Origin of the sequence: Streptomyces mesophilus (genome assembly GCF_040300965.1) — a bacterium.
Lineage (GTDB): Bacteria > Actinomycetota > Actinomycetes > Streptomycetales > Streptomycetaceae > Streptomyces > Streptomyces mesophilus_A.
Window position 1 is genome coordinate 1 of sequence record NZ_JBEPEW010000072.1, and the last position, 24,324, is coordinate 24,324.

Sequence of the window (24,324 nt, forward strand, 5' to 3'; positions counted from 1 at the left end):
GTCGACGACCTCTTCGGTCAGCGAAGGGCGCTGAGCGATCAGCATGCGGTGGTGCCTCCAGACTCCGGCGCCCCCTGGTGCGACGCCATAGACCCCGCACGCTACCGGCAATACGACCCCACTCGACGCAGCACCGCCCACTCACTCGGACAGAGACCGGCCCAAGCAGCCCGTCACGGCGCGCACTCTCCGGGCAGCACCATGCTCCGGCCGGGCCGGTGAGAGGTCATGCGACGTAGTCGGATCCGTCTGTGCGTGATGCGGCGCACACACGCCGAAGAACTGCGCGTACGCTGCAGCCCGCTCCGGGGCCAGAGGGAGTCGAGCCGAAGAGGTCGGCACACCACCAGAGCCCCGAGGTACGTATACCTAGATCGAAGACGTGGGCGGATCACCTCCTGGAGGGAGCGCTACGTCGGCTCTCCCTGCCTCTGTGTGACCGACGCGCTGGAGCCCGGCCACCATCTGAACTTGCTGATGCCTTCTCGGCCGCCCCTTCAGATGTAGGTACCAGAACGCGTGTTCATACGAGTAGCCATGCCGAGTGCTTGGCAACTGGACCTCAATACCTGGGGCCTTGCGCGCCGTTGGATGAACCGTTGTGCGCTCGAGTCGCGTAAGGCCCACCAGGCGAAGAACCGTTCCGCCTTATGGCATACGACTGTCGCGAGCCGTAACGGACCATTGACGATGCATGTGACGGAAGGCCAGCGGTGACCAGCGGTATCGGCGGCTTGGTGCCAACACCACGGACGGGGCTCGGCGACGGAGGCCTCATCGGCCGCGAACGGGAACTCGAGCAGATCCATAGCCTGTTGGACCAGGGCGCATCTTTGATCAGCGTGACCGGCGCAGCCGGAGTCGGCAAGAGCGTGCTGATGAAGGCCGCTCTGGCGGGAGCGGACCACGGCCGGACGGTACTGGTGGTGCGCTGGCCCGGATCGGGTTCGACGACCCGCAGCGCACGCAAGGAGACAGGTCCGATCGCCGAAATCCTGACAGCGCTGGCAGCGGGTGGGAGGCGGCGGCGCGATGCCGTGGTCAGCGGTCTCGGTGTCATGCTGCGACGGTCGCGGGAGGTCGTACTGGTCCTGGACGATGTGGATCCGGTCCACCGAGCCTGCATGTCCCTCACGCAACATCTGCTGAACCGCCTGCCGAAACTGCGCGTGCTCGTGACCGCCCGGTGTGCGCTTGGGCTCGGCCCTGAGCACACGGTCCGTCTCGGCCCACTCGATCAGGGCGACGCCGGAAGCCACGGCGAATCGTCCGCAGTGCGCCTCTTCCTCGACCGCGCACGCACTATCCGCCCAGGGCGGCGCTTTGACGCGGCGGAACTGCTGCTTGCACGGGAGGTATGCAGACGCGTCGACGGGCTGCCCCTTGCGATCGAGCAAGCTGCCCACCAGCTCAGGACGCTCGAACTGGACCAACTGGCCAACCGCCTGAAGGCCGGTCAACGCTGGTTGAGCAATCCCGACGCGACCTTGGCCCGTCAGGCCTCACTGCACCACAGCCTCGAGGCGGTCTACGGCGACTGTGACTCCGCCGAGCGCACGGTGTGGAGCAGGGCGAGCACGTTCACCGGCACGTTCACCGAGTCCTCCACGGCCTTCCTGTGTACGGGCGGCAGTGTGCAGCCCCGCGACATCCCGCGGTGTCTTGCTCGGCTGACCGCGCAAGGAGTACTCACCGCGATCGGTGATCCCGGTGGTCTGCAACCGATGCGCTACCAAATGTCCTCGGCGGTACGGGAGTTCGGTCAGGACCGCCTCGCACGGGCCGGTGAAGCGGACATCGCCGCGGAACGTCATCTGGTCCATGGCCGGCAGATCGCCCAGGTCGCCGAGCACCTGTGGAACTGCGGCAGCCGCCGTCAAGCCGCCCACCTGCTCGCGGAGGAGCACCTGAACCTCATGGGAGCGCTCACACGCGCCGCGCGCCTGCCGCAGCAGGCTCAAGCCGCACTGGGGATTGTTACGGACCTTTGGTTCTGGTGGATCGCGTACGGACACGCGGATGAAGGCCGCCGGCACCTTCTGCGGCTGCGCGCCGCATGTCCACCCGATGCGCCTGTGTCCACACGGGAAGGCTGGCTGGGCGCGTGGCTTCTGGCACGCACGGCACCGGAAACGGCTGCCGGGTTGCTCCAGGAGGCATGGCCCAGCGCCATGCTCGGCAACGACAGTGCCGCAGCAGGCAGCGTCGCGTTCGTCCAAGGGCTCATTTCCTGGGACCAAGGGCATGTCGAAAGCGCGACAGAGCTCCTCGCCGATGCTGCGCGCACCATGCCGGGACATGCCTTCTCGGGCCCTTCCCGCTCATTGGCCTTGGCCACACTCGCTCTGGTCCAAGCGCACTCCGACCCGGCCAAGGCTCTTCGGACCGCACGCAGGGCCCTCACCCAGTCCCGGATCCAAGGCGACGATTGGGCTTGCTTTCTCGCGCGGTACGCCTTGGTCCGTATCGATTGCAGCAGAGGCCGCGTCTCTCGGGCCTGGCGTCGAGCCCACCGCATCCTTGCGGACCATCGCGTGGGCTGTCCGGCCTCCCAGGGCATCTCCGAACTAAGAGATCTCCTCGCCGCTATCGAGGCAGGCAGAGGAAGCGGGGCGCCCATCCCACCCTTCCTCGTCACGAGAGCCGCGTCACGCCGCTACGTGACCACCAGTAGGGCAGTCCAGTTCGGCCACGGCGCGCCGTTGACGACGCGTGGTGGCGACTAGCTGAGTGGGCCCGGACAACTGGCGGTCCACCCCTGCTGCGGTCTTCTCGTGGCCTACGTGGTGTCGAGGCGGGCCGAGATGTCGTGGCGGGAGGTGATGGCCAGCTTGGTGAAGATGTGTTCCATGTGGACGTCGATGGTGCGCTTCGACAGCACCAGGCTCTCCGCGATCTCGCGGTTGGACAGGCCGGATACCGCCAGGCCCGCCACCTCCTGCTCGCGGGGTGTGAGGGGTTGGCGCTTCGGGCTCGGGGTGTGATGGTCGGAGACGGCCCTGTCGATGGCGTCCTCCATCGACAGGGCCGCACCCTTGTGCCAGAGCGCCATGAAGTCGGCGTCCCCGAGTCGGGAGCGTGCGGCGGACTCGAACCGCTGGTGTACGGCTTCCAGCGCGGCGTTGCCGGTGAGGCGGCCTCCCATGCGGTTCCACAGGGAGTCGGCGGCTCCGAGCAGCCACGCGGTATCGGTGAGGTGTCCGCTGCCGCCGGTGAGCCAGGCCATCAGTTCCAGGTTGTGGGCCGCCCCGGTGACATCACCGAGGGCGCGCTCCACGCGCAGGGCCGCGCGGCAGGCGGTCGTGCCGGACGCGTGGTCCTGGCGCATCATGTGGACCAGGCCCTGGACGTAGTAGTACGTGGCGTGCACCCATCCCTCGACACCGGGCGCCTCGCTCCGCAGGTCCGAGAGGCCTCGTTCGCTGGTCGCCAGGGCGCCGTCGAGATCTTGGAGCAGTACGTGCCTGAGCCCGTCGTGCATTCGCATCAGGTGCAGGCCGTTGCCGTCGCGTGCGGCGGTCAGCAGTCCGCTTCCCTCCTTGAACGCCTTGGATGCCTCGTCAGGCAGGCCGTTCATGCAAGCGGCGAGCTGGAAGTAGAGCCGGGCCCGGCCCGCGAGGAGTGGATCGTCCGTCAGGTCCGCCACGGCCAGAGCGTCCCGGGTCTCCAGCAGGCTGTCCGGGTGTCCTTGGACGGCGCCCAGATATCCGGCAACTCCCCGCGCCACCACCTGGTGTGAGGGGGTGTCAGGGCTGTTGTCCTGGAGCAGGGAGCACCAGTAACGGCCTTCGGCCAGGCGGCCGGTGATATGCCAGTACAACCACAGGCCGTGGATCAGCCGCGCCGCCGAGTCCGGTTCGCCATGGCTCAGTGCGTGGTCGATGGCGCGGCGGATGTCGGCGTGCTGGCCGCGGAGGGTGGCGACGCGATCCGCCTGGCCCGGAGTCAGGCTCTGCCGGTCGAAGGTTTCCGCGAGGTGCGTGTAGTAGACGAGATGAGCTGCGCTGATCTGCTGTTCCTCGCCCCGCTCGCGCAGCAGTTCCATCCCGAACTCCCGCAACGTGTCGAGGAGTCGGTACAGACCTGTCGAACGCTGGCCCGAGTACTGCACGATCGATTTGTCCACCAGGCCGATCAGCCCGCTGACGATCCTGTCCTCGGTCAGCTCGCCGTCGTGGCAGACCTGCACCGCCGAGTCGATGCTGAACGGACCGGCGAACCGGGACAGCCGGGCCCACAGCGCTTGCTCGTCGGGAGTGCACAGGGCGTGGCTCCACTCGATGGAGGCACGCAGGGTGTGCTGGCGCGGGACGGCCCCGTAGCGCTGTGCGTCCAGGATGTCGAAGCGGCGCAGCACGCGGGCATGCAGATCGCCGAGGGAGAGGGCCCGAAGGCGTACGGCCGCCAGCTCCAGGGCGAGCGGCAGGCCGTCGAGCCGGCCGCACAACTGGTTGAGGAGATCACGGTTGGTGTCGTCGACGGTGAAGTCCGCGACGGCGGCAGCGGCGCGCCGCGCGAACAGGTCCAGGGCATCGTCCGGCGCCATCGGCGGTACGTCGAAGAGATGCTCGCCCCGGACGGCGAGGGCCTGGCGGCTGGTGGCGAGGATATGGAGGCGAGGCGCCTGGCTGAGGAGCCGCTCGACGAGTACGGCGCACTCGTCCACCACATGCTCGCAGGTGTCCAGGATCAACAGCACGTTGCGGTCGCGGAGATGATCCGCGATGGCGTCGGCGGACGAACGTGCGTTGCCGTCGTGCAGCCCCAGGGATGCCGCGATGCTGTCGGCCAGGAGGGCCGATTCGGTGAGCGGTGACAGGTCCGCCATGCATGCGCCGTCCGTGAACTCCTCGGCCATGTGCAGTGCGGCCTGTGTTGCCAGGCGTGACTTCCCGATTCCGCCCGGGCCGGTCAGGGTCACCAGGCGGGAGGCGCGGGCCAGTTCGAGCACAGCAGCGATGTCCGTACCGCGGCCCACGAAGGGCGTGACCCCGAAAGGGACCCGGCCCGGGTACCCCGCGCTCTGGTCACCTTCCATGGAACTCCAATGGTGAACTGCCTTCTGCCGGGACGCGTCATACACCCCGGAGGTACGTATCGGGAAATGAGACCCTAGTGGCTTCGGGAGGACTGTATGTAGTTGTCCGCCTGGTCGGTCATGGCACATCAGGGCATTTCCCGACTGGTGGCGTAGCAGGCCGCTGTCTGGATTTCGGCACCGGCACCGCACCAGGACCGCACCGGGAAACCTCGCGCACACCCTGAGCGCGCGCCCCTCCTCCCGCCATTGAGGTGGCCCTGACCATTCCGGTCCCCGGATGGCCAAGTAGCCTGTGGGGCCCGGTCTGTGACGGATCATTCGGTGCGAGTGCCTGCACCGATACACAACACAGGGTCATCTGGTGCGGTATCGCCGCGTGGAGCGTGGGGAGGACGGAGGCGGGCCGAATACGGCGCCGCGCCTCTGACGACGTATGACGCAATGGCGTGCGTTGAGCGATGCCGAAGTGGTCGAATTCGCGGCACGGTTGCGGTCCTTGGACTGCACATGGGAGTTGGGGGCCACGCCGAGTGCGAGGCGGTCGGCGCAGTTTCCGCGTCAGGCGCTGATGATCCGGCCGCGTTGGGAGCTGCTCGACACCGGGTTCAAGAGGACCGGCCGTGCCACCGCCCGCCGGGGGAGTGCGCAGGACGGGCAGTTGGTGGAGCGCGTGCAGCTGCGTCTGACCGATTACACGGTGGAGTGGGACCTGCCCTTGGACGCCTTCGTGAGAATGGCCGCCGCACTGGGCACGTCGCTGGGTGAACCGACGGACCGCAGGCCGGGTGCGGATGCCGAGATCCACTGGGCCGGCGTGGACACCACCCTGGTGCTGCGTCGTTCGGGAAGCGCGGTGTACCTGGAGCTGGCGACCAACAAACGCCTTGCGCTCGACGAGGAGCTTCGGCAGATGGACGCGTACGAAGAGGGGCTGCTGTGAGGGGGTGGGACGGGTTCGGCGAGGCGCTCGCCGAGGAGCTGGCCTCGCTGTCCGCCGGTTCGGTGCTGATCATCAGAGAGGCCGGGCAGACAGGCAGGTACGCGCAGTTCCTGCAGAGTGAGACGACGGTCGAGGCCGAACTGGTCGGCGATCACCACCTCGACCCCGCACTGCGCGCCGGGGAAGCGGGCAGCAGGCTGATCACCGATGCGGGATGGAAGCCGCCCGCGGACACCGTGTACGGGCACAACTGGTGGGCGGAACTGCCCTGGCCGTCCCCTTCGGCCGCGTACCGCGAACTGGCGGGGATGACCGTGACCGGGCTGCGCGACGGTCTGCGGATCGCAGGACCGCAGGCGCTCGTCTACGAGGCGTGGGACGGGCGCAGGGGCAATCGCTCTCTGGCCTTGCCCCGCCTCGGCCTCACCCCGCAGACCTGACGAAGGGCGGCGAGCGGCGCCATGTCCGCACAGGAGGCGAAGGCGCGACGACTGGCGCGGCTCGCCGCACAGGTCGACTGGGCGAAGGTGGTCGATCCCTACAGCACCGAGCGGTACGACGCGCAGGTGCTGGATGAGCTCTGGTCGGCCGACCGCGACGCGGCCGACGAGATGTGCACGAGTCTGTACTTCGCGGCCGTCGGTGACGGCAGTTCGGTGCGGGCGGCGGCCGCCGAGATCGTGCCGTTCCTCGTCGAGGCCGCCCGGGATCCGGACGTGACGGTGCGCTGCGACATCCTGCAGACGGTCGCCGAGATCGCCGAGACGGGCAACACCGCCCCCACCGCGGAGGTCGCCCCGCTCCTCAAAGGCAAGTGGCGGCCCACCGTCGACCCTTCGTGGCCGGCCGCCTGGGCACGTGCGGCACGTGGGCTGCTGCCGCTGCTCGACGACGAGGACGACCTCATCAGGGCCGGCGCGGTCCGCGCACTCGCACAGGCCGCCGCCCACGCGGACACCCTCATCCCCGTCCTGCGGACGCGCTTCGAGAGTGAGCCCGACCTGTGGCAGGCCGAACGCCTCGTACTCGCCGTCGGAGAGCTCGCCCGCTACGCCATCCGCCACCGCGAAGCGGCCCTGGCCTGGCTGCGGTCGCGTACGACCGACCAAGGCAAGGGCGCGGAGCCCGACTTCGACGAGGACATCGAGGCCTGGCTCGCCTGGTACGACGAAGTACGCCACGACGTCCGGCTGCACGCCGTCCAGGCGCTGCGCCGCGCGCTGCCCGACCACGCCGACCCTCGCTACGCCCGCGCCACCACCGAAGCCCTGCTCGCCTCCGCGGGCGCATCGGCGCATGTCCCCGTGGAGCACTCCTTCACGCGTATCGACGTCATCACCGCAGCCGACCGACGGCTCGGCGCGGACCTGCCCGGACGACTCGGCCTCGCCCGCGCGCTGTTGGGCCACGACGAAGCGGCAACGCGGGCGGGCGGCCTCAGAGTCGCCGCCAGGGTGATATCCCGTTGGCGCTCCGCCGTCCCCGACCTCCTGCCCGCCGTCGCCGGGCTCGTGGACGACACCGATGCGGACAACCGTGTGTTCGCGCTGCGGGTGCTCGCCATGTGCGGCCCGGCCGCGCACCCGTGGGCCGACCGCATCGCCGCCCAGCTCACGTCGGCGGACGAAGCCCACGCACCGGTGCGGGAACACGCCGGTCGGGCCCTGAGCCGCATCGGCGACGCCCGCTGCGTACCCCTTCTCGCCGAACTGCTCACCGCGCACAAAGGGTTCACCGTCCATGGAGGGTTCGGCGCCCCCGGAGGATTCACGTACGGCCACCCCGCCTCGGCCGACCGCGGCTGGAACGCCGGCGATCTCAGTCTCGCCGAGGCGCTCGCCCCCTTCGCCGCCCATGCCGACGTACTCCTCGACCCCCTCCTGGCCTGCCTCGCGGCCTCGGCGCACCAACCGCACGCGTACCACACGATCCTGCGCCGATGGCACCAGGACGGAGGACGGGTCATCCCGCGGCTGATCGAACTCCTCGATGACGAAAAGACGTTGATGGTGGCCGCGCACGCACTGCTCCGGATGGACAGCGGTCCCGTCGCCGCCGCCCATCGCGACCGGCTGCGCCGACGACTGAAGCACCCAGAGACCTCGGGCTACCCGGACCTCGACTCCATCAGCCCCTTCGACTACCACGCACTCACCGGAGACGACGAACCCGTACGCGCCCTGCTGCACTCAACCGACCACCGCGGCTTCCCGGAGCCCAGCCCCGAACTGCCCGAGCCGACCCTGCTCCGGGCCTGCGTCACGCTCGGCAGTTCGCTCGGGGCCTCGGCGGCGGACGGACTGCGCGAGTTGTTCCGCGAGGCGCTGAGCAGGAAGCCCGGCCGCTGGTCCGATGCGCCGAAGGGTGCCGTGGAGCGGGCCCGGGCGCTGTGGCGGGTCACCGATGACCCGGACGAAGTACTCCCGGGACTGGAGGAGTTGACGGCGCGGAGCGCTGCCGACGCCCACCAGACGCCGGGCGGTGTCGAGGCCCTGGAGCTGCTCGCCGAGGTCGCCGCCACGCATCCGCCCGTCGCGGAACGGGTCGCACGGCGACTGGCCGCCACCGCCAGGGAACGGATCAGGCACGGCAACTGCTCCGACGCGATGAGGACCGTACGGAGTCTGTGGCGGCTCACCGCGGACCCTCGGCAGGTCGTCCAGGCCCTGATCGACCTCGTCGGAATCTGCCCGCCACCCGGCAGCGCCGGCGCCACGGTCCTCGACCCCCTGCACCTCCTCGCCGAAGTCGCCGCCGCCGACCCGGCGTCCGTCACCTCGGCCCTGCCTGTGCTGCACGCCCTCCTCGAGGCGGACGAACGCCCCGTGCGCCATGACCACTGGGGCGCGGTCCGGGATGACGAGCTGCTGTGTGCGGCGGTGCGCGCGGTGCTGGATGCCACTGCCGTGCGGGACGCCGCCACCGCCGAGGACGCCTCAGGGGCGGAGGTCGCGTCCGGCGGCTGACGGTCCGTCGGGATTTTTGGAGTGAGCACGCGGACCGGGGTACGGGTGGCAGTCTTGATCACCGCTGAAGTGCGGGATGGCACGGGGGAGTTGTGGTGGCGGGGCGCTGGCTGGAGCCGTATGTCGTGGACGGGCAGTACGAGGTGTGGATGGTCCATGAGCAAGGGGGAATGGGCCTCGTCCACCGCGTGAAGCACCTCGAGTGGGGCGTCATGCTGGCCATGAAGTCACCGCGCCCGGAGCTGCTCGCCGGTGCGGGATTCCTCGACCGGTTCGTGGCCGAGGCCGAGACCTGGGTGTCCCTCGGTCTGCATCCGCATGTGTGCGGCTGTCATTACGTGCGCACGATCGACGGCGTACCGCGTGTCTTCTCCGAGTACATCAGCGGTGGCAGCGTTGCCGACTGGATCCGTGACGGACGGCTGCACGAGGGCCGGCCCGCCGAAGTCCTCGCCCGCATCGTCGACTTCGCCATCCAGGTCGCCTGGGGCCTCGACTACGCGCACAGCCGCGGTCTCGTGCACCAGGACGTCAAGCCCGGCAACGTACTCGTCGACCTCGACGACACGGTCAAGGTGACCGACTTCGGTCTCGCCCGGGCCCTCCCGAGCACCGCCGCAAGCACCCAGCCCGGCGCCGAGCAGGACGAGGGCTCCCTTCTCGTCACCCACGCCGGCCTCACCCTCGCCTACGCCTCGCCAGAACAGGCCGCCGGCGAACGCGTCAGCCGCCGCACCGATGTGTACAGCTTCGGCGTCCTGGTCCTGGAGATGTTCACCGGCGAGGTGACCTGGCTGGCCGGTCCCGCCGCGGCGGAGGCCCTGGCCGAGTACCGGGCCGACAACGAGGACGGGCCGCCCATGCCGCCGGGCATCGGGGCCCTCCTCGCCCGCTGCCTGCGCCAGGATCCCGCCCGCCGGCCGGCCTCGCTGGCGGACGTGGCGGACGTACTGACCGGCCTGTACGAGGACATGACCGGTGCGCCCTACCCCCGTGCCCGACCGGCCGGGGCCGATCTCCGCGCCGACGAGCTGAACAACCGTGCCCTGTCGCTGCTCGACCTCGGACGTACCGCCGATGCGGAGGAGGCGTTCGAGGCCGCGCTCGCCGCGGACCCGCGTCATCTCGTCGCGACGTACAACCGCGGTCTGCATCAGTGGCGGCAGGGCAAGCTGCTCGACGACGAATTCGTCGCTTCGCTGGAAAGCCTGCGTGCCGATACCGTCACTGATGCCTGGCAGGTCCGCCATCTGCTGGCCCAGGTCCACCTGGAGCGCGGCGACCACGGCAGCGTCGGGCCGCTCCTGGACGAAATGGACCGCGCCCGCCCCCGCACCGAGGAGGCCGCGGCGCTGCGCACCGCGCTCGATGCCGGCCAGGGCACCACGGACCGTTCCCAACCGCTGCCCTGGAAGGAAACCTGGACGGGCAGGCCGCGGCACGTGCGGCTGTACCCGGACGGGAGTTGGGCGCTGGCCGGCGGGCCCGGCGGCCTGGTCCAGCTCTGGCATCTGCCGACCGGCGAAGCCCACCGCACCCTCACCGGCCACGACACGGATATCGTCGCCGTCGACGCCACGGCCCGCCGAGCGGTCACCGCCGATGCCGGCGGCGTCGTACGGCAGTGGGACCTGCCCGAGGACCGCCGGCTCGGCGTCAAGCGGCTGCCGCAGGTCAGCGAGGTGCGGCTGACCCCCGACGCCCGCACCGTCGTGGCGCTGGCCGGCGGAGGCCTCACCGCCTGGGACTTCCCCGAGGGACAGCCGTACGTCATCACCTCGCAGGACGACATCACCGCGTTCGACGTGAGCAACGGCCGCGCCCTCACCCTCACCGGTCACGACACCGTTCAGGCCTGGGACCTCGCCTCCCGCAGCCTCCTGTGGACCATGCCGGAGCAGCGTCATCAGGTCGACACTGTCGCTCTGAGCCGCGATGGCCGGCGTGCCGTCGTCGCCGCGATCAACAGCCCGCGCCGGCACGAGCTGAAGGTGTGGGATATCGACCAGGGCCGTGAGATCGCCACCATGGCCGCACCGGGCTGGACGGTCACGACGCTCGTCCTCAGCCCGGACGGCCGCTACGCACTCTCCGGGGTCGAGGACGACAGCCGCATACGCCTGTGGGATCTGGACCGGGGCCGGTGCCTGCGGACCTTCGAAAACCACAACACACGCTTCCGGGAGCTGCGGCTGCGACTCGGCGACGACGGAGCGACGATCATGGACATGGACGACGCGCGGTGGCTGCAGTGGGATCCCCCGGGCACGTTCACGGCCACCCCGGTCCTCGGCAGGCCCCGGCGCCAGGCCGACCTCGACCGCCACGGACGCTGGAGTGCCGCGCTCCTGGCCGGCGCGGAGAAGGCCCTTGCCGCAGGCCGGACTTCGGTGGCGGTGGATCTGGTGCAGCGCGCCAGGGCCGTGCCCGGCCACGCCAGTGATCCGCGGGCGATGGAGCTGTGGCGGGTGCTCAGCGCCAAAGCGGTGCGGTCCGGGGTGCGGTCGGTGCGTGCGGCGTGGGAGCTGACGGACATCCAGTCGGTGGGGTCGGTGGCGATCTCCCCGGACGGTGTGAAGGTCTGCGCGTCGGGCGGCGGGCAGGTCCGGCTGTGGGACACGAAGACCGGTGCGCAGCTCGCGGCCTGGAAGGACGACGGTACGGGGACGGTCGCGCTCCTGTCCGAAGGGCGTCGGGTGGTGGCCAGCGGGAACCGGCGCATCGTCCTGCGGTCGGCCCCGCACGGCCACTGGCCCACAGTGCTCAACACGGATCCCAGCGACGGACTTCGGGGCCGTCGCGGTACGGGTGCGACGGGGGACCGAGGGACGGCGTCGGTCAGTGCGGACGGATTGGTGCTGACGGCTTGTCTGGACGGTCAGTTGCGGCTGTGGGACCTGACGGCCGTCGATCTGATACGGACCCTGCCCGGCGGTCACTCCAACAGCGTGTGGCTCAGCGCCGACGCGCGGCGTGCGGTGTCCGCCGGCTTCGACGGCACGCTGCACATCTGGGACATGGAATCCGGGACGGAAGTGACCGCCCCGCACCCGGGTGTCTGGGTGACGTCGGTCTGCCTGAGCGCGGACGGCAGGATCGTGCTGAGCTCCGGGCATCACGGGGACTGGACGCTGTGGGTGACCGACGCGGTGACCGGAGAGTTCGTGCGGGGGCTCAGCAAGGAGCGGGACGACGAGGACGTGGTGTGGACGGCGCGGCTGAGCTCGGACGGGCTGTTCGCGTTCTCGGGGGACGAGGAGGGCGCCGTGCGGATCTGGGAGATCGCCACCGGACGGCATGTCCGCACCCTGGAAGGTCATACGGGGCAGGTCAACGGCCTGGCGCTGACGCCGGACGACCGCTACCTGCTGTCCGGCAGTGAGGACGGCAGTGTGCGGTTGTGGGAGCTGGACTGGGAGCTGACGGCCGCAACGTGACGTTCGGCGGCCGGTGTTGCCATGTGGGACGGGTGTGGGACGGGGCTGTGACGCGTGTGGGACGCCGCGCGGGATTCGATGGTCACGTTCGGGACGGGGCGGATCACGCACGGGTCGGGACAGGTCCCGCACGGGTCGGGACAGGTCACGTACGGGATGGGGGAGCAGGGGCCGATGATCGCGACAGCCGGCGGCGCGCCATGAGCAGGGACCGCAGCGGGGACAGGAGGGGGACATGAGCGGGGACGCCGCCTACGCCGACAGCGTGCTGTTCGTGCTGGCCCGGGCGCTGGTCGAGGCACGTTCGGGCCGGGCACTAGAGGTCGAGCCGGATCATCTCCTGGTGGGGATGGGCACGTTGTGCCGCCCTGATCTGCCGGCGATCCTCGCGCGCGGTCAGCAGGAGCCGGGGGTACGGGAGTCGATCGAGGCCGATGCCCAGCGGGTCATGGAGTCGTTCGCCCGCGCCGGGATCAGTCCCCGCAGGCTGCGCCGGAGTCTGCGCGAGGCACTGGTCGTCGAGGGCGGACCCGGCGCGGGCGAGCGCCCGCTGAGCCGCGCCACCCGCCGGGCCTTGCGCCGCGCCACGGAACTGGCGGGCCCGGAGAAGGCCGGCACCGTACATCTGCTGCAAGCCGTCCTCGACGAACTCACACCCGTCGGCCGGCACGTCCTCGAGTCGTACGGGATCAGCGACGCCCGTGCCGCGTTCTTCCACGCGGTGCCGGACACCCCGCATCTCGACCTCTACGGACGCGACTTGAGCGCCCTGGCCCGGGCCGGGAAACTGCCGCGGCTCATCGGACGCGGCACCGAGCTGCGTACCCTCGCCCGCATCCTCATTCGGCAGCGCAAGGCCAACGCGGTCCTCGTCGGCCACGCGGGCACCGGCAAGACCGGCATCGTCGAAGGCCTCGCCCAGCGGCTCGCGTCGCCCGGAGCCCCTGCCGAGCTGGCCGGGGCGCGGATCGTGGAGCTGTCCATGTCGGCGCTGCTTGCGGGCGCGCAATACCGCGGGGAGTTCGAGGCGCGGATGCAAGCGGTCCTGGCCGAGGCGCGGGACGCGCCGGACGTGATCCTCTTCATCGACGAGCTGCACACCGTCCTGCGGGCCGGAGGACGCGGGGCGAGCGACGCCGCCAACATCCTCAAACCCGCGCTGGCCCGAGGCGAGTTGCGGTGCGTCGGGGCCACGACGCCCGGCGAGTACCGCCGCGACATCGAGGACGATCCGGCACTGCAGCGCCGCTTCGAAGTCGTCTGGGTCGACGAGCCGGACCGGGACGAGGCGCTGGCGATACTCGACGGCATCGCCGAATCGTTCGCCGCGCACCACGGCGTACGGATCGAACCGGAGGCCGTGGAGGCGGCCGTGGACCTGACGATGCGGCATCTGCCCGACCAGCGGCTGCCGGACAAGGCCATCGACGCCCTTGACCAGGCGTGCGCGGCGGCCCGCATCCGCACGCTGAGTCCGGACGCCGAGCCGGCACCGCCGCTGCCGATCGGCCGGGACGAGGTGGCGGCGGTCGTCGCCGAACAGGCCCGGCTGCCGCTGCACCAAGTGGCGCGGGCGGAAGCGGACCGGCTTCTCGCGATGGAGGAGCATCTGCGCCGCCGCGTGGTCGGGCAGGACGAGGCCGTACGGGCCGTGGCCGAGGCGGTGCGCACCGGGCGGTCCGGTCTGGGCGATCCGCGGCGGCCTGTGGGGGTGCTGCTCTTCGCGGGGCCGACCGGCACGGGGAAGACGGAACTGGCCAAGGCACTGGCCGACTTCCTCTTCACCGACGAGCGGCGGCTGGTGCGTATCGACCTGTCGGAGTACAAGGAACGGCACGCCGTTTCACGGCTGCTCGGTGCTCCACCCGGATACGTCGGGCACGACCGCGAGGGACAGCTGAGCGGCCCACTGCGGGACCATCCGCACAGCGTGGTGCTCTTCGACGAGGTGGAGAAGGCGCATCCGGAAGTCCTGGACGTACTGCTGCAGATCTGCGACGAGGGTCAGTTGACGGACGCGCGAGGGCGGCGGGTGCCGTTCTCCGAGGCGGTCGTGATCCTGACGTCGAATCTGGGCACAGGGGTGGCTGCGCGGCCGACGGGAGGCTTCGGATTCGCCGGGGCGCCGCCGGTCGAATTCGCGTCCCCGGGCGGAACGGCGGTGCCCGCAGCCAGGGGCGGCCCGCGCGCCGCCGAACCCGGTCACGAGGACCCCTCGCACCGGCCGGTCCTCGACGCCCTGCGCCGGCACCTGCGCCCCGAACTCCTCGGCCGGATCAACCGGATCGTCGTGTTCTCCCCGCTGTCCGACGCCGATCTGGACCCCGTGCTCGACAAGATCCTCGACCGCGTCCGCACGCGTCTGGCCGCCCGCGCGATCACCCTGACCCTGACCCCCGCGGCTCGTGCCCTGCTCCTGCGCCACGGCACCGACCGCCGGGCCGGCGCGCGCTTCCTGGAGCAGTCCGTCGACCGCCTTCTCGTCCAGCCCCTCGCCCGCGCCCTCCTGAACGGCGACATCCCCGACGGCTCGGTGGTCCGTGCGGATGCCGCGGACGGGGCGCTGACCTTCGTAACGGAGCAGCCCTGATGACGACGCCGCCCGCCACTGTCAAACTCACACTCGTCAAGGGACGCCTCGACCCGGCCGAGTACGTCTACGACGGCCGCGCCACCTGCGTCGTCGGCCGCGCCGCCGACTGCTCGCCGCGGCTGCCGAACGACGAGCACCATCGCACCGTCTCCCGCCATCATTGCCTCATCGACATCAACCCGCCCGACATCCGCATACGTGACTTCGGCAGCCTCAACGGCACCTACGTGAACGGCGAGAAGATCGGCCAACGCCGTGAGGGGCTCACCCCCGCCGAGGCCGCCGGCGACTCCTACCCCGAACACGATCTGTCCGACGGCGACGAGATCCGCGTCGGCGAGACCGTGCTGCGCGTCGGCGTCACGCGAGCGCAGTCCACCCGCGTCCTGGGGGCCTGCGCCCGGTGCGGCCGCGAGGTGGGAGGCACCGGCAGGGACGGGGAAGTGCTGTGCGCCGCCTGCCAGTCGGAACCCGCCGCCGTGCTGCGGCAGCTGCTCGACCAGGCGAAGGGCGGGCGCGCCGACCTGAAGGCCATCCATGGCTATACCGTGCTGCGCGAGCTCGGCCGGGGCGGAATGGGCGCGGTGTATCTGGCGCGGCACGAGTCGACCGGCGAGCAGGTGGCGCTCAAGGTGATGCTGCCCAAGGTCGCGGCGAACGCCACGGCCCGGGCCCGCTTCCTGCGCGAGGTGGGTCTGACCCGGGCGCTGCGGCATCCGCATGTGGTGGCGCTGCACGATGCCGGCTTCGCCAACGGCATCTTCTATCTGACCACCGAGTACTGCACCGGCGGCAGCCTCGACCACCTCCTTGCCGGACGCGGCGGCCGCCTCCCCGTGGACGAGGCCGTACCCCTGACCCTGCAGGCCCTGCGCGGACTGGAACACGCCCATGAGCAGGGCGTCATCCACCGCGACCTCACCCCGTCCAACATTCTCCTGGACGGCTCCAGGACGGCGAAGATCGCGGACTTCGGCATCGGCAAGGCCTTCGACCAGGCCGGCCTGAGCGGCCTCACCCGGACCGGTGCCACGGCGGGCAAGCCGATGTTCATGCCCCGCCAGCAGGTCGTCAACTTCCGCAAGGCGCCGCCCGCGGTGGACGTCTGGGCTCTCGCCGCCTGCCTCTATCACGCGCTCACCGGCAAGACACCCCGCGAGTTCCCTCGGGGGAAGGACCCCTGGCAGGTCGTCCTGCAGGAGCCGGCCGTTCCCATCCGCCGACGCGATCCCGGTGTTCCGGCGCCGCTCGCGGACGTCATCGATCAGGCACTTCGTGAACGCCCGGAGATCGGCTTCCGGAGCGCGGCGGACTTCCGGATGGCGCTGGAGCAGGCCATGTAATCCCCGGACATCCCTATCCGGTACGGGTAGTTGCGCGCACGTGCCTCAGAAATACACATCCACGGCTGCGCTCAACTCATCCGTCCACTCAACGGATGCCGGGGGCTCATATCCCGCAGCCCGCACATGTGCGACGAACTCGGCCGGGATGACCAGCGGCTGCTGCGTCAGATACTCGATGGAGTCCACCCGCCAGAGCCACACGCCGTCCGAATGCATCGAGGGGCCGCCAGGGATGTACCGGTCCTCCTCGAAGAAGTGCGGCTCGGCGGTCATGATGTCGAAGACACCGGGCCCGCGGCGCAGGTAACTCAACACGGCGTCCCGGTCGGGTAGTTCCTCGGTGGCCACGGAGTCGTAGAACGACGGCAGGTGATCGTGCCGGCCCCCGTACATCTCCCGGTACATTCCAACGGTCTTCAACTCCACCGCACCGTCCCCTCTCCTTGATCCACGCTACGTGATCCCGGCCAGTTCCCGCCGGGCCTCGGCGAGTTCACGCTTCCTGGCCCAGGTCTAGGTGTGCGGGACCGGCCAGATGCCGACCAGGGCGCGGTCGTCGGGGAAGCGAGGGCCGGGGACCGTGTCATGGACGGTGCGGCCGTTCAGCCAGCAGATCGTGAAGTGGTCCGACTCGGTGTCCAGCAGGCAGCACACGCCGCCACAGGCGGCGGTCAGGTCGGTGAATACGGCGCGCATGTTGGGGGAGCGCTCGAACATCCGGCTCATGGAGGAGGTGGCCGCGCAGAAGTCGAGTGAGGCGTATCCCGGGTGGAGCTCTGACGCGAACGTGACCGTCAGGTAGACGTATCCGACCAGAATACGGCCGAACTCGTCGGGCTCGATGGGGCGGCCGGCGCGGTCCTCGAGGACCGCGTCGTCAGGGGCGACCATGATGCTGGTGTCGAGCTCGAGCGTGGCAGCGCTGGTGCAATCGACCGGATCGCTCTTGAAGTTCGAGGTGAAAGGGACCTCGAGCCCGATGCCACCGGGCAGCGTGAGGGAGAGCGGCGGTACGTGGCGCTCCGGCGGTGCGAGCTCGGTGAGTGCGGTCAGCGCTGTGGCGACGTTCCGCGCGGGCACGAAGATCTCGTAACTGTAGTCAAGTCCCATGCTGTGCCCCCGGAGCTCCTGCCCTGCCCCGCCGCCCTGTGGCCGAGCAGCAGCATCGTGGCATGGGCCTGCTGGATGCGCGCGGGCATTTTCCCCTTGAGGACCACGTTGTACGACGCTGCGGTACACCTGGTCAGCGCTGCGCATGCGAAGCGAGGAGACATGTATGGCGATTACGGATCATGCACGCCCGAAAGCCGGTGGTCCTGTCGGCCCAAGGTGACGAGGGGCGCTGCTGGCTATGGTCGGCGCCCCAGGTACGCGGCTAGCCGGGTGTAGACGCCGGCATCGTCGGGCACCGTGACGACCGGGCCGAACGGCCCCTGTTGGCTGCGGTCCTCCGGCGGGGCGAACTTCGTAAATGCCTCGAGTGCCCGCGTGGCAAGGTCGGGGTCGAGTTCGGCAAGCCGCCTTGTGGCATGGGCGAGGTCCCAGGAATGAGCAGTGAACTCGTGGGCGTACGCCTCGAGAACATCGCGGCCGGGCAGCGTGGCCCACGGGAGAGTAATCATTCGGTCGAGCTGCTCGTCGTCGGCCCACACTTGCTCGACCTCGCTGCGGGCCAGGGTGAAAGTGCTTGTCCAGCTGTCGTCGGCGATGTCGTCGATCACTTCGGGCACGTCGCGGGCACCTTGTCCGGTGCCGACTCGGATGAGTTTGTGCAGTACCGAAACCATGTGCCCGAGCAGCGCGCGAACGTCGTACTCGGCGCAGGGAGTGCGGTTGCTCAGTTCATCGGGAGTCACCGCCGCAACCTGTTTCCCGGCTTGGTCAAGTGCCCGGGAGAGGGCCGGGCGCGGGTCGTGGGCCAGTTCAGTCGGCATGGTGGGGAGGCTACAAGGAGGCGCCGACAGCGGAGGAGGTCGGTGGTGTCACGGACCACGGGTGCGTGGCCGTGCGCGTGGCGCTCAACTTGCTCTGGAACGGCGACTGTTCAAGAAATTGATCGAACCGGTCCAGATGGATGTTGGACCGAACTGGCGAGGCCACGCCGCCCTGTCGTGCGCCGCTCAACGTTGCGTTCCGCCACCGGTCCTCCAGACGCCTGGCCATCAGTACGTGCCCGATCGGCTGCACAAGCGGCCCATTGTGGATCTCCATCCGTGATGATCGCCAGCATCAACTCGTGATCCAAGCGGTCAAATTGGCCGGAAAAGTTGCCTTCGAGAATCACCGTGTTCCGGTCCGTCATTTCACTACGATCCGCATTGGGTGGGGCGGCAACTGGTAAGGATGATGGGTGCTTGTTGCTCAGGCTCACCGCCCTCTCGGTATAGGACGGTCTAGCTGGTCAATTATCGGGCCGAGTCGGAACGTGGAGCCCTGTGATCGCCAAAGCATTCGCCTGTGACGTGCCGTCAACTATTTCTGCGCACATGAGGGTGTCATCGCGCCGGATTCTCGGTAGCCGCGTCTCTGGTGCATGCGGAACAATTCTGGGTTGAGCAGCTGGAGACAGTGGCGTTCCAGTGTGTGGCCTTCCCCGCATCCTGGCAGGTAGTAACCCCTGCAACGAGCACAGGCGCTCCATCGGCGTGGACGTTTTCACCCCTTCTCTGGTATGGCGATTCGCATTCTTCTTTTGGCCTGCAGGCTAAGTCAGTTGATCGGGGAAGGGTACGTCGATTGACGTTTATGGCGGCCCGTCAGATCCTGATGGAAATTCTTGTTCACGGCCTCTGAGATATCGCGGACCCTGCGTCCGTGGCTACAGTTCGAGGCCACCCAGTCCTGCTTCCAGGGCGTGACTATTAGCTTGATCGACCTCCGGTAATTCGCCGGGGTGTGGCCGTCTCTCCATACGCGGCACCTCGGGCGCGATTACGCCCAATAGGCGGGCCTGCTTGGCGATCAGCGCCACGATCGACCGATCGAAATCATGAGTCGAGGAAGATCGGATTCGCTTCCCCTCGGACGCTCGCCGAGCGGCAACATCCACAGCGCCCGAAGTGGAGCCAATTTCGTCAGATGATGGCCAGTCTGCGTCCGGCCTGTTGACAGGTACACCTCTGCGCGGCACTTTGGGAGCGCTCCCACTGCTTCAAGTCTTGCAACACCCTCGCCAGAGCCGCGAGGAGGGGACGGAGTTCTGCGACCGGAGGGATGCCGGTTCGTGGGGTTCGGCGACAACCGTCACCTCCTGCATTCGGAGAGAGGAACCGGCATGACGCTGCCCGCCACGCGGCGGATGCCTCGCAGCTTCGCCGCGGCCGCGGCGGCCTCGCCCCTGGAGACGCAAGCGGCGCGACGCAGCCGCAGTTCGGTGCGACCGACAGGTCGAACGTGGACGAGGCAGACCACGACATCCGCGGTACGAGCACCTCTTTCGCAGGCGCATCGAACCGTGCACTAGGCGGCCCAAAGCCGTCGCCGGTACCGCGCTCCATGTGCGGTCCGGTCGCGCTCACCACTCCCACCCCACCCTTGACGGAGGAGCCGAGCCCATGCAGCACGAAATGCCCGAAAGATCACCAAAGTCTGACTTACTGTCCCGGCGTTCGTTCGCCACCGCGGCCGGCGGGGCGCTCGTCGCCCTTGGCGTGGGGCAGGGTCTCGCCCGGTCCGCCGAGGCCCAGGTCCCGCCCGGCCCGCAAGCGGCCGCGGCCGCTGCCGACCGCCCGTACACCCAGGCCTTCCTCACCCAGTACGAGAAGATCAAGAACCCGGACAACGGCTACTTCAGCCCGGACGGCATCCCGTTCCACAGTGTCGAGACGCTGATCGTCGAGGCCCCCGACCACGGTCATCAGACGACCTCCGAGGCGTTCAGCTTCTGGATCTGGCTGGAGGCGGCGTACGGCCGGGTCACCGGCGACTGGGCCCCGTTCAACAAGTCCTGGGAGGTCGCCGAGGCCTCGATCATCCCGCCGCACATCGACCAGCCCACCAACGACTCCTACAGCCCCGCAAAGCCCGCCACCTACGCGCCCGAGCACCCGCAGGTCACCAGCTACCCGTCCGAGCTGAATCCGGCCGTCCCCGTCGGCTCCGACCCTCTCGCCGCCGAACTCGCCTCCTCCTACGGGACGATGGATGTCTATGGCATGCACTGGCTGATGGACCTCGACAACGTCTACGGCTTCGGCAACAAGCCCGGCACCGGCGACCAGCTCGGCCCGGGCAAGATGGCTTCCTTCATCAACAGCTACCAGCGCGGCGCGCAGGAGTCCGTCTGGGAGACCGTTCCGCAGCCCACCACGGACCTCTTCAAGTACGGCGGGCCCAACGGCTACCTCGACCTCTTCGTCAAGGACGCCTCGTACGCGAAGCAGTGGAAGTACACCAACGCCCCCGATGCCGACGCGCGTGCCGTGCAGGCCGCCTACTGGGCGCTGACCTGGGCGCGGGCGCAGGGCAAGGAGAGCCAGGTCGCCGCCTCCGTCGCCAGGGCCGCGAAGATGGGCGACTACCTGCGCTACTCGATGTTCGACAAGTACTTCAAGAAAATCGGCAACTGCACCAGCCCCACCGGCTGCGAGGCCGCCTCCGGCCGCGACGCCCAGCATTACCTGCTGTCCTGGTACTACGCCTGGGGCGGCTCCACCGGCACCGGCGGCGGCTGGGCCTGGCGGATCGGCGACGGCATCGCCCACCAGGGCTACCAGAACCCGCTGGCCGCCTGGGTACTGTCCACGGTCCCCGCGCTCGTCCCCAAGTCGCCGACCGCCAAGGGCGACTGGCAGAAGTCCCTCACCCGGCAGCTGGAGTTCCTGCGCTGGCTGCAGTCCGCCGAGGGCGGGCTCGCCGGCGGCTGCTCCAACAGCTGGGACGGCCAGTACGGCACGCCGCCGGCCGGCACGCCCACCTTCTACGGCATGGCGTATGACTGGCAGCCCGTGTATCACGACCCGCCGAGCAACAACTGGTTCGGCTTCCAGGTCTGGTGCATGGAGCGCGTCGCCCAGTGCTACTACGTCTCCGGCAACGCGAGTGCCAAGACGGTCCTCGACAAGTGGGTGGCCTGGGCCGCCGAGCACACCACCGTCGGCGCCGACGGCAGCTACCGCTTCCCCTCGACGCTCGGCTGGACCGGCGCCCCCGACACCTGGAACGCCGCCTCTCCCGGCGCCAACGCAGGCCTGCATGTCTCGGTCGTCGACTACGGCGACGACGTGGGCGTGGGCGCGGCGCTGGCCATGACGCTGATCTACTACGCGGCGAAGTCCGGGGACGCCGACGCCGCCGGACTGGCCAAGGCCCTGCTCGACGCGATGGCCGCTCACGCGGATGCCCAGGGCATCGCCGTCCCCGAGACCCGCCGTGACTACGACCGCTTCGACAACCCGGTCCACTTCCCCGCGGGCTGGTCCGGCACCTCCCCGCAGGGCGTGCAGCTGGGCGCCGGTGCGACCTTCATCGGGATGCGGCCGTGGCTCAAGCAGGAGCCGGGCTGGTCGAAGGTGCAGGCATACCTCGACGGCGGCGCTCCGCCGGTTTTCACGTACCACCGCTTCTGGGCGCAGGCGGCGCTGGCGCTCTCCTTCGCCTCGTACGCCGAACTCCTCGGCGACGAGGGCGACCCAGGCGGCGACGACACCACCCCGCCGACCGTCCCCACGGGCCTCCAGGTCACCGCGACGACCAGCACCAGCGTGTCGCTGTCGTGGACGGCTTCCACCGACGACACCGGCGTCGCGGCGTACGACGTCTACCGCGACGGCACCCCGGTCGGCACTCCGACCGCGACCAGCTACACCGATTCCGGGCTCTCGGCCGCCACCGCCTACCGCTACCAGGTCGCCGCCCGCGACGCGGCAGGCAATGCCTCCGCACTGTCCACCGAGGTCACCGGCACCACCAAGGCCGGCGGAGGCACCGGCGGAGCCAAGGTCCAGTACAAGAGCACCGATTCCAACGCCACCGACAACGCCATCCGCATGTCCCTGAAGGCCGTCAACACCGGCGGCGGCGCGCTCAGCCTCTCCACACTGACCGTCCGCTACTACTTCACCGGCGACGGCGGCCCGTCCTCGTACACCACCTGGTGCGACTGGGCGATGCTGGGCGGCGCCAACATCACCCACCGCGTGGTCGCGATGAGCAGCCCGAAGTCCGGCGCGGACCGCTATCTGGAGGTCGGCTTCACCGCCGGCGCGGGCAGCATGGCCGCAGGCGGCGACTCCGGCGAGATCCAGCTGCGCGTGCACAAGAGCGACTGGTCGAACTTCAACGAGGCCGACGACTACAGCCGCGGCACCAACTCTTCCTTCGCGGACGCCTCAAAGATCACCGCGTACGTGGGCGGAGAACTCGTCTGGGGGATGGAGCCGTGACGGGACGTCATCTGCGCGGCGTCCTCGCCGCCTTTGCCGCGAGCGCACTGCTCGCCGGGCTCGCACTGCTCACCGGCGCGGGCCCGGCGACGGCCGCACCGATCACCGACTGCACCCCGTGGGGCACCACCGCGTTGCAGGGCGGCGCATACACCTACCAGCAGAACGAGTGGAACTCCTCGGCGCGCCAGTGTGTGAGCGTGGACCCCGACACCGGCGCCTGGCGGCTGACCGAGGCGAACTTCTCGCTCACCACGGCAGGGCCGCCGGCCACCTACCCGTCCAGCTACAAGGGCTGCCACTGGGGCGCGTGCACCGCGAACAGCGGCCTGCCGATCAAGGTGAGCGAACTGGGCAGCGCCCGCTCGACGTTCGACACCACCCAGGTCGCCTCCGGTGCCTGGAACGCCGCGTACGACCTGTGGTTCAACTCCACGCCCACCACCGACGATCAGCCGGACGGCACGGAGGTGATGATCTGGATCAACCACCGCGGCGGCGTCCAGCCGATCGGTTCGCGCACGGCGACGTTCACCGCGGACGGCCGGACGTGGGACGTATGGACCGGCCCCGGCGCCTCCGGCTGGAAGGTCATCTCCTACGTGCTGCAGGGCGGCGCCACCGCGGTGACCGACCTGGACGTGAAGGACCTCATCGACGACGCCACCGCGCGTGGCCAGATCAACCCCGCGCACTACCTGATCGACGCCGAGGCAGGCTTCGAGATCTGGCAGGGCGGCCAAGGGCTGGGCGTGAACTCCTTCTCGTTCGACGCCGGCAAGGGCTCGAGCGGCGGAGACACCACGCCGCCAACCGTGCCCGGCAACTTGCGCTCCACCGCGGCGAGTCCGTCGTCCGCCACGCTGGCCTGGGATCCCGCCACGGACGACGTCGGCGTCACGGCGTACGAGGTCTACCGCGGCGGCACGCGCGTCGGCTCCACCGGAGGCACGACCTACACCGATACGGGCCTGACGGCGTCCACCGCGTACAGCTACACCGTGCGCGCCCTGGACGCGGCCGGGAATGCCTCGCCGCCCACCGGTCCGGTGAGCGTCACCACCGCACCGGGCGGTGGCACGGGCACCGGCAACCTGAAGGTGCAGTACAAGGCGAGCAACACGAGCCCGACCGACAACGCCGTCGGGATGAACGTCCAGTTGGTCAACACCGGTTCCAGTGCGGAGAGCCTGAAGGATGTCGAGATCCGCTACTGGTTCGACGACTCTGCTTCGTCGTACACGACGTGGTGCGACTGGGCGCAGATCGGCTGCGCGAACCTGACCCACTCGGTGTCGACCAACGGCACGACGGCCGGGGCCAATCGCTATCTGAAGGTCAATGTCACCGGTGGCTCGCTGGCCGCGGGTGCATCGACCGGTGACATCCAGCTGCGGCTGCACCGGGCGGACTGGTCGAACTTGAACGAGGCCGACGACTACAGCCACGGCACGGCGAGTTCGTATACGGACGCTCCGAAGATCGGCGTCTACTCCGGCGGCCAGCTCCTGTGGGGCACCGCGCCCTGATCCACCCCCCAGACACCCGGTGGCGGGAATCCTTCCCGCTGCCTCCCGCCACCGGGCCGCACCTGCGCACACCCTTATCCGAGAGGAAC

Annotated in this window: 13 protein-coding genes; 9 read left to right on the plus strand and 4 right to left on the minus strand. The window is 69.6% G+C overall.

Annotation, left to right across the window (positions count from 1 at the left end; all coding sequences use genetic code 11):
* Nucleotides 1–713 precede the first annotated feature (713 nt).
* Entirely contained in the window at nt 714–2,726 is a 2,013-nt protein-coding gene (locus tag ABT367_RS23785) for an ATP-binding protein (RefSeq protein WP_352255105.1), read from the plus strand.
* A gap of 53 nt (nt 2,727–2,779) precedes the next feature.
* Here ABT367_RS23785 and ABT367_RS23790 read toward each other — a convergent pair whose 3' ends face one another.
* Nucleotides 2,780–5,038: a helix-turn-helix transcriptional regulator gene (locus ABT367_RS23790; RefSeq protein ID WP_352255106.1), complete on the minus strand. Its 2,259-nt coding sequence runs from the start codon at nt 5,036–5,038 to the stop codon at nt 2,780–2,782.
* Between the two features lie 436 nt (nt 5,039–5,474).
* Here ABT367_RS23790 and ABT367_RS23795 point away from each other — a divergent pair, with 436 nt between their 5' ends.
* From ABT367_RS23795 to ABT367_RS23820, 6 genes are all read left to right on the plus strand, one after another.
* The gene (locus ABT367_RS23795) at nt 5,475–5,981 is read left to right on the plus strand and encodes a DUF6301 family protein (protein ID WP_352255107.1); all 507 of its coding nucleotides are present in this window, start codon (nt 5,475–5,477) and stop codon (nt 5,979–5,981) included.
* The gene (locus tag ABT367_RS23800) at nt 5,978–6,421 is read left to right on the plus strand and encodes a TY-Chap domain-containing protein (RefSeq protein ID WP_352255108.1); all 444 of its coding nucleotides are present in this window, start codon (nt 5,978–5,980) and stop codon (nt 6,419–6,421) included. Before ABT367_RS23795 ends, ABT367_RS23800 begins: the two co-directional genes overlap by 4 nt.
* Nucleotides 6,422–6,442: 21 nt before the next feature.
* Nucleotides 6,443–8,947 carry a HEAT repeat domain-containing protein gene (locus ABT367_RS23805; RefSeq protein WP_352255109.1) on the plus strand — a complete coding sequence of 835 codons (2,505 nt, stop codon included), beginning with the start codon at nt 6,443–6,445 and terminating at the stop codon, nt 8,945–8,947.
* A gap of 95 nt (nt 8,948–9,042) precedes the next feature.
* A complete protein-coding gene (locus ABT367_RS23810) occupies nt 9,043–12,384 on the plus strand; it encodes a WD40 repeat domain-containing serine/threonine protein kinase (RefSeq protein ID WP_352255110.1) in 3,342 nt (1,113 codons plus the stop codon).
* Between the two features lie 235 nt (nt 12,385–12,619).
* Nucleotides 12,620–14,974, plus strand: coding sequence for an ATP-dependent Clp protease ATP-binding subunit (locus ABT367_RS23815; protein WP_352255111.1), 2,355 nt, complete (start codon nt 12,620–12,622; stop codon nt 14,972–14,974).
* Nucleotides 14,974–16,320, plus strand: coding sequence for a protein kinase domain-containing protein (locus ABT367_RS23820; RefSeq protein ID WP_352255112.1), 1,347 nt, complete (start codon nt 14,974–14,976; stop codon nt 16,318–16,320). Before ABT367_RS23815 ends, ABT367_RS23820 begins: the two co-directional genes overlap by 1 nt.
* 45 nt (nt 16,321–16,365) lie before the next feature.
* Here ABT367_RS23820 and ABT367_RS23825 read toward each other — a convergent pair whose 3' ends face one another.
* From ABT367_RS23825 to ABT367_RS23835, 3 genes are all read right to left on the minus strand, one after another.
* Entirely contained in the window at nt 16,366–16,743 is a 378-nt protein-coding gene (locus tag ABT367_RS23825) for a hypothetical protein (RefSeq protein ID WP_352255113.1), read from the minus strand.
* A 93-nt stretch (nt 16,744–16,836) separates the two neighbouring features.
* Nucleotides 16,837–17,433 carry a hypothetical protein gene (locus tag ABT367_RS23830; RefSeq protein ID WP_352255114.1) on the minus strand — a complete coding sequence of 199 codons (597 nt, stop codon included), beginning with the start codon at nt 17,431–17,433 and terminating at the stop codon, nt 16,837–16,839.
* 239 nt (nt 17,434–17,672) lie between these two features.
* Nucleotides 17,673–18,257: a TIGR03086 family metal-binding protein gene (locus ABT367_RS23835; RefSeq protein ID WP_352255115.1), complete on the minus strand. Its 585-nt coding sequence runs from the start codon at nt 18,255–18,257 to the stop codon at nt 17,673–17,675.
* Nucleotides 18,258–19,877: 1,620 nt separating this feature from the next.
* Between ABT367_RS23835 and ABT367_RS23840 the strand changes: the two genes are divergently transcribed.
* The gene (locus tag ABT367_RS23840) at nt 19,878–22,706 is read left to right on the plus strand and encodes a glycoside hydrolase family 48 protein (protein ID WP_352255116.1); all 2,829 of its coding nucleotides are present in this window, start codon (nt 19,878–19,880) and stop codon (nt 22,704–22,706) included.
* Entirely contained in the window at nt 22,703–24,235 is a 1,533-nt protein-coding gene (locus ABT367_RS23845; RefSeq protein WP_352255117.1) for a GH12 family glycosyl hydrolase domain-containing protein, read from the plus strand. Before ABT367_RS23840 ends, ABT367_RS23845 begins: the two co-directional genes overlap by 4 nt.
* The last annotated feature ends 89 nt before the right edge of the window (nt 24,236–24,324 follow it).

Bases quoted from the DNA above. Each gene is read 5' to 3' on its own strand.
- ABT367_RS23790 (WP_352255106.1), bottom strand. From the start codon at position 5,038: ATGGAAGGTGACCAGAGCGCGGGGTACCCGGGCCGGGTCCCTTTCGGG.
- ABT367_RS23795 (WP_352255107.1), top strand. From the start codon at position 5,475: ATGACGCAATGGCGTGCGTTGAGCGATGCCGAAGTGGTCGAATTCGCG.
- ABT367_RS23805 (WP_352255109.1), top strand. From the start codon at position 6,443: ATGTCCGCACAGGAGGCGAAGGCGCGACGACTGGCGCGGCTCGCCGCA.
- ABT367_RS23815 (WP_352255111.1), top strand. From the start codon at position 12,620: ATGAGCGGGGACGCCGCCTACGCCGACAGCGTGCTGTTCGTGCTGGCC.
- ABT367_RS23820 (WP_352255112.1), top strand. From the start codon at position 14,974: ATGACGACGCCGCCCGCCACTGTCAAACTCACACTCGTCAAGGGACGC.
- ABT367_RS23830 (WP_352255114.1), bottom strand. From the start codon at position 17,433: ATGGGACTTGACTACAGTTACGAGATCTTCGTGCCCGCGCGGAACGTC.
- ABT367_RS23835 (WP_352255115.1), bottom strand. From the start codon at position 18,257: ATGCCGACTGAACTGGCCCACGACCCGCGCCCGGCCCTCTCCCGGGCA.
- ABT367_RS23840 (WP_352255116.1), top strand. From the start codon at position 19,878: ATGCAGCACGAAATGCCCGAAAGATCACCAAAGTCTGACTTACTGTCC.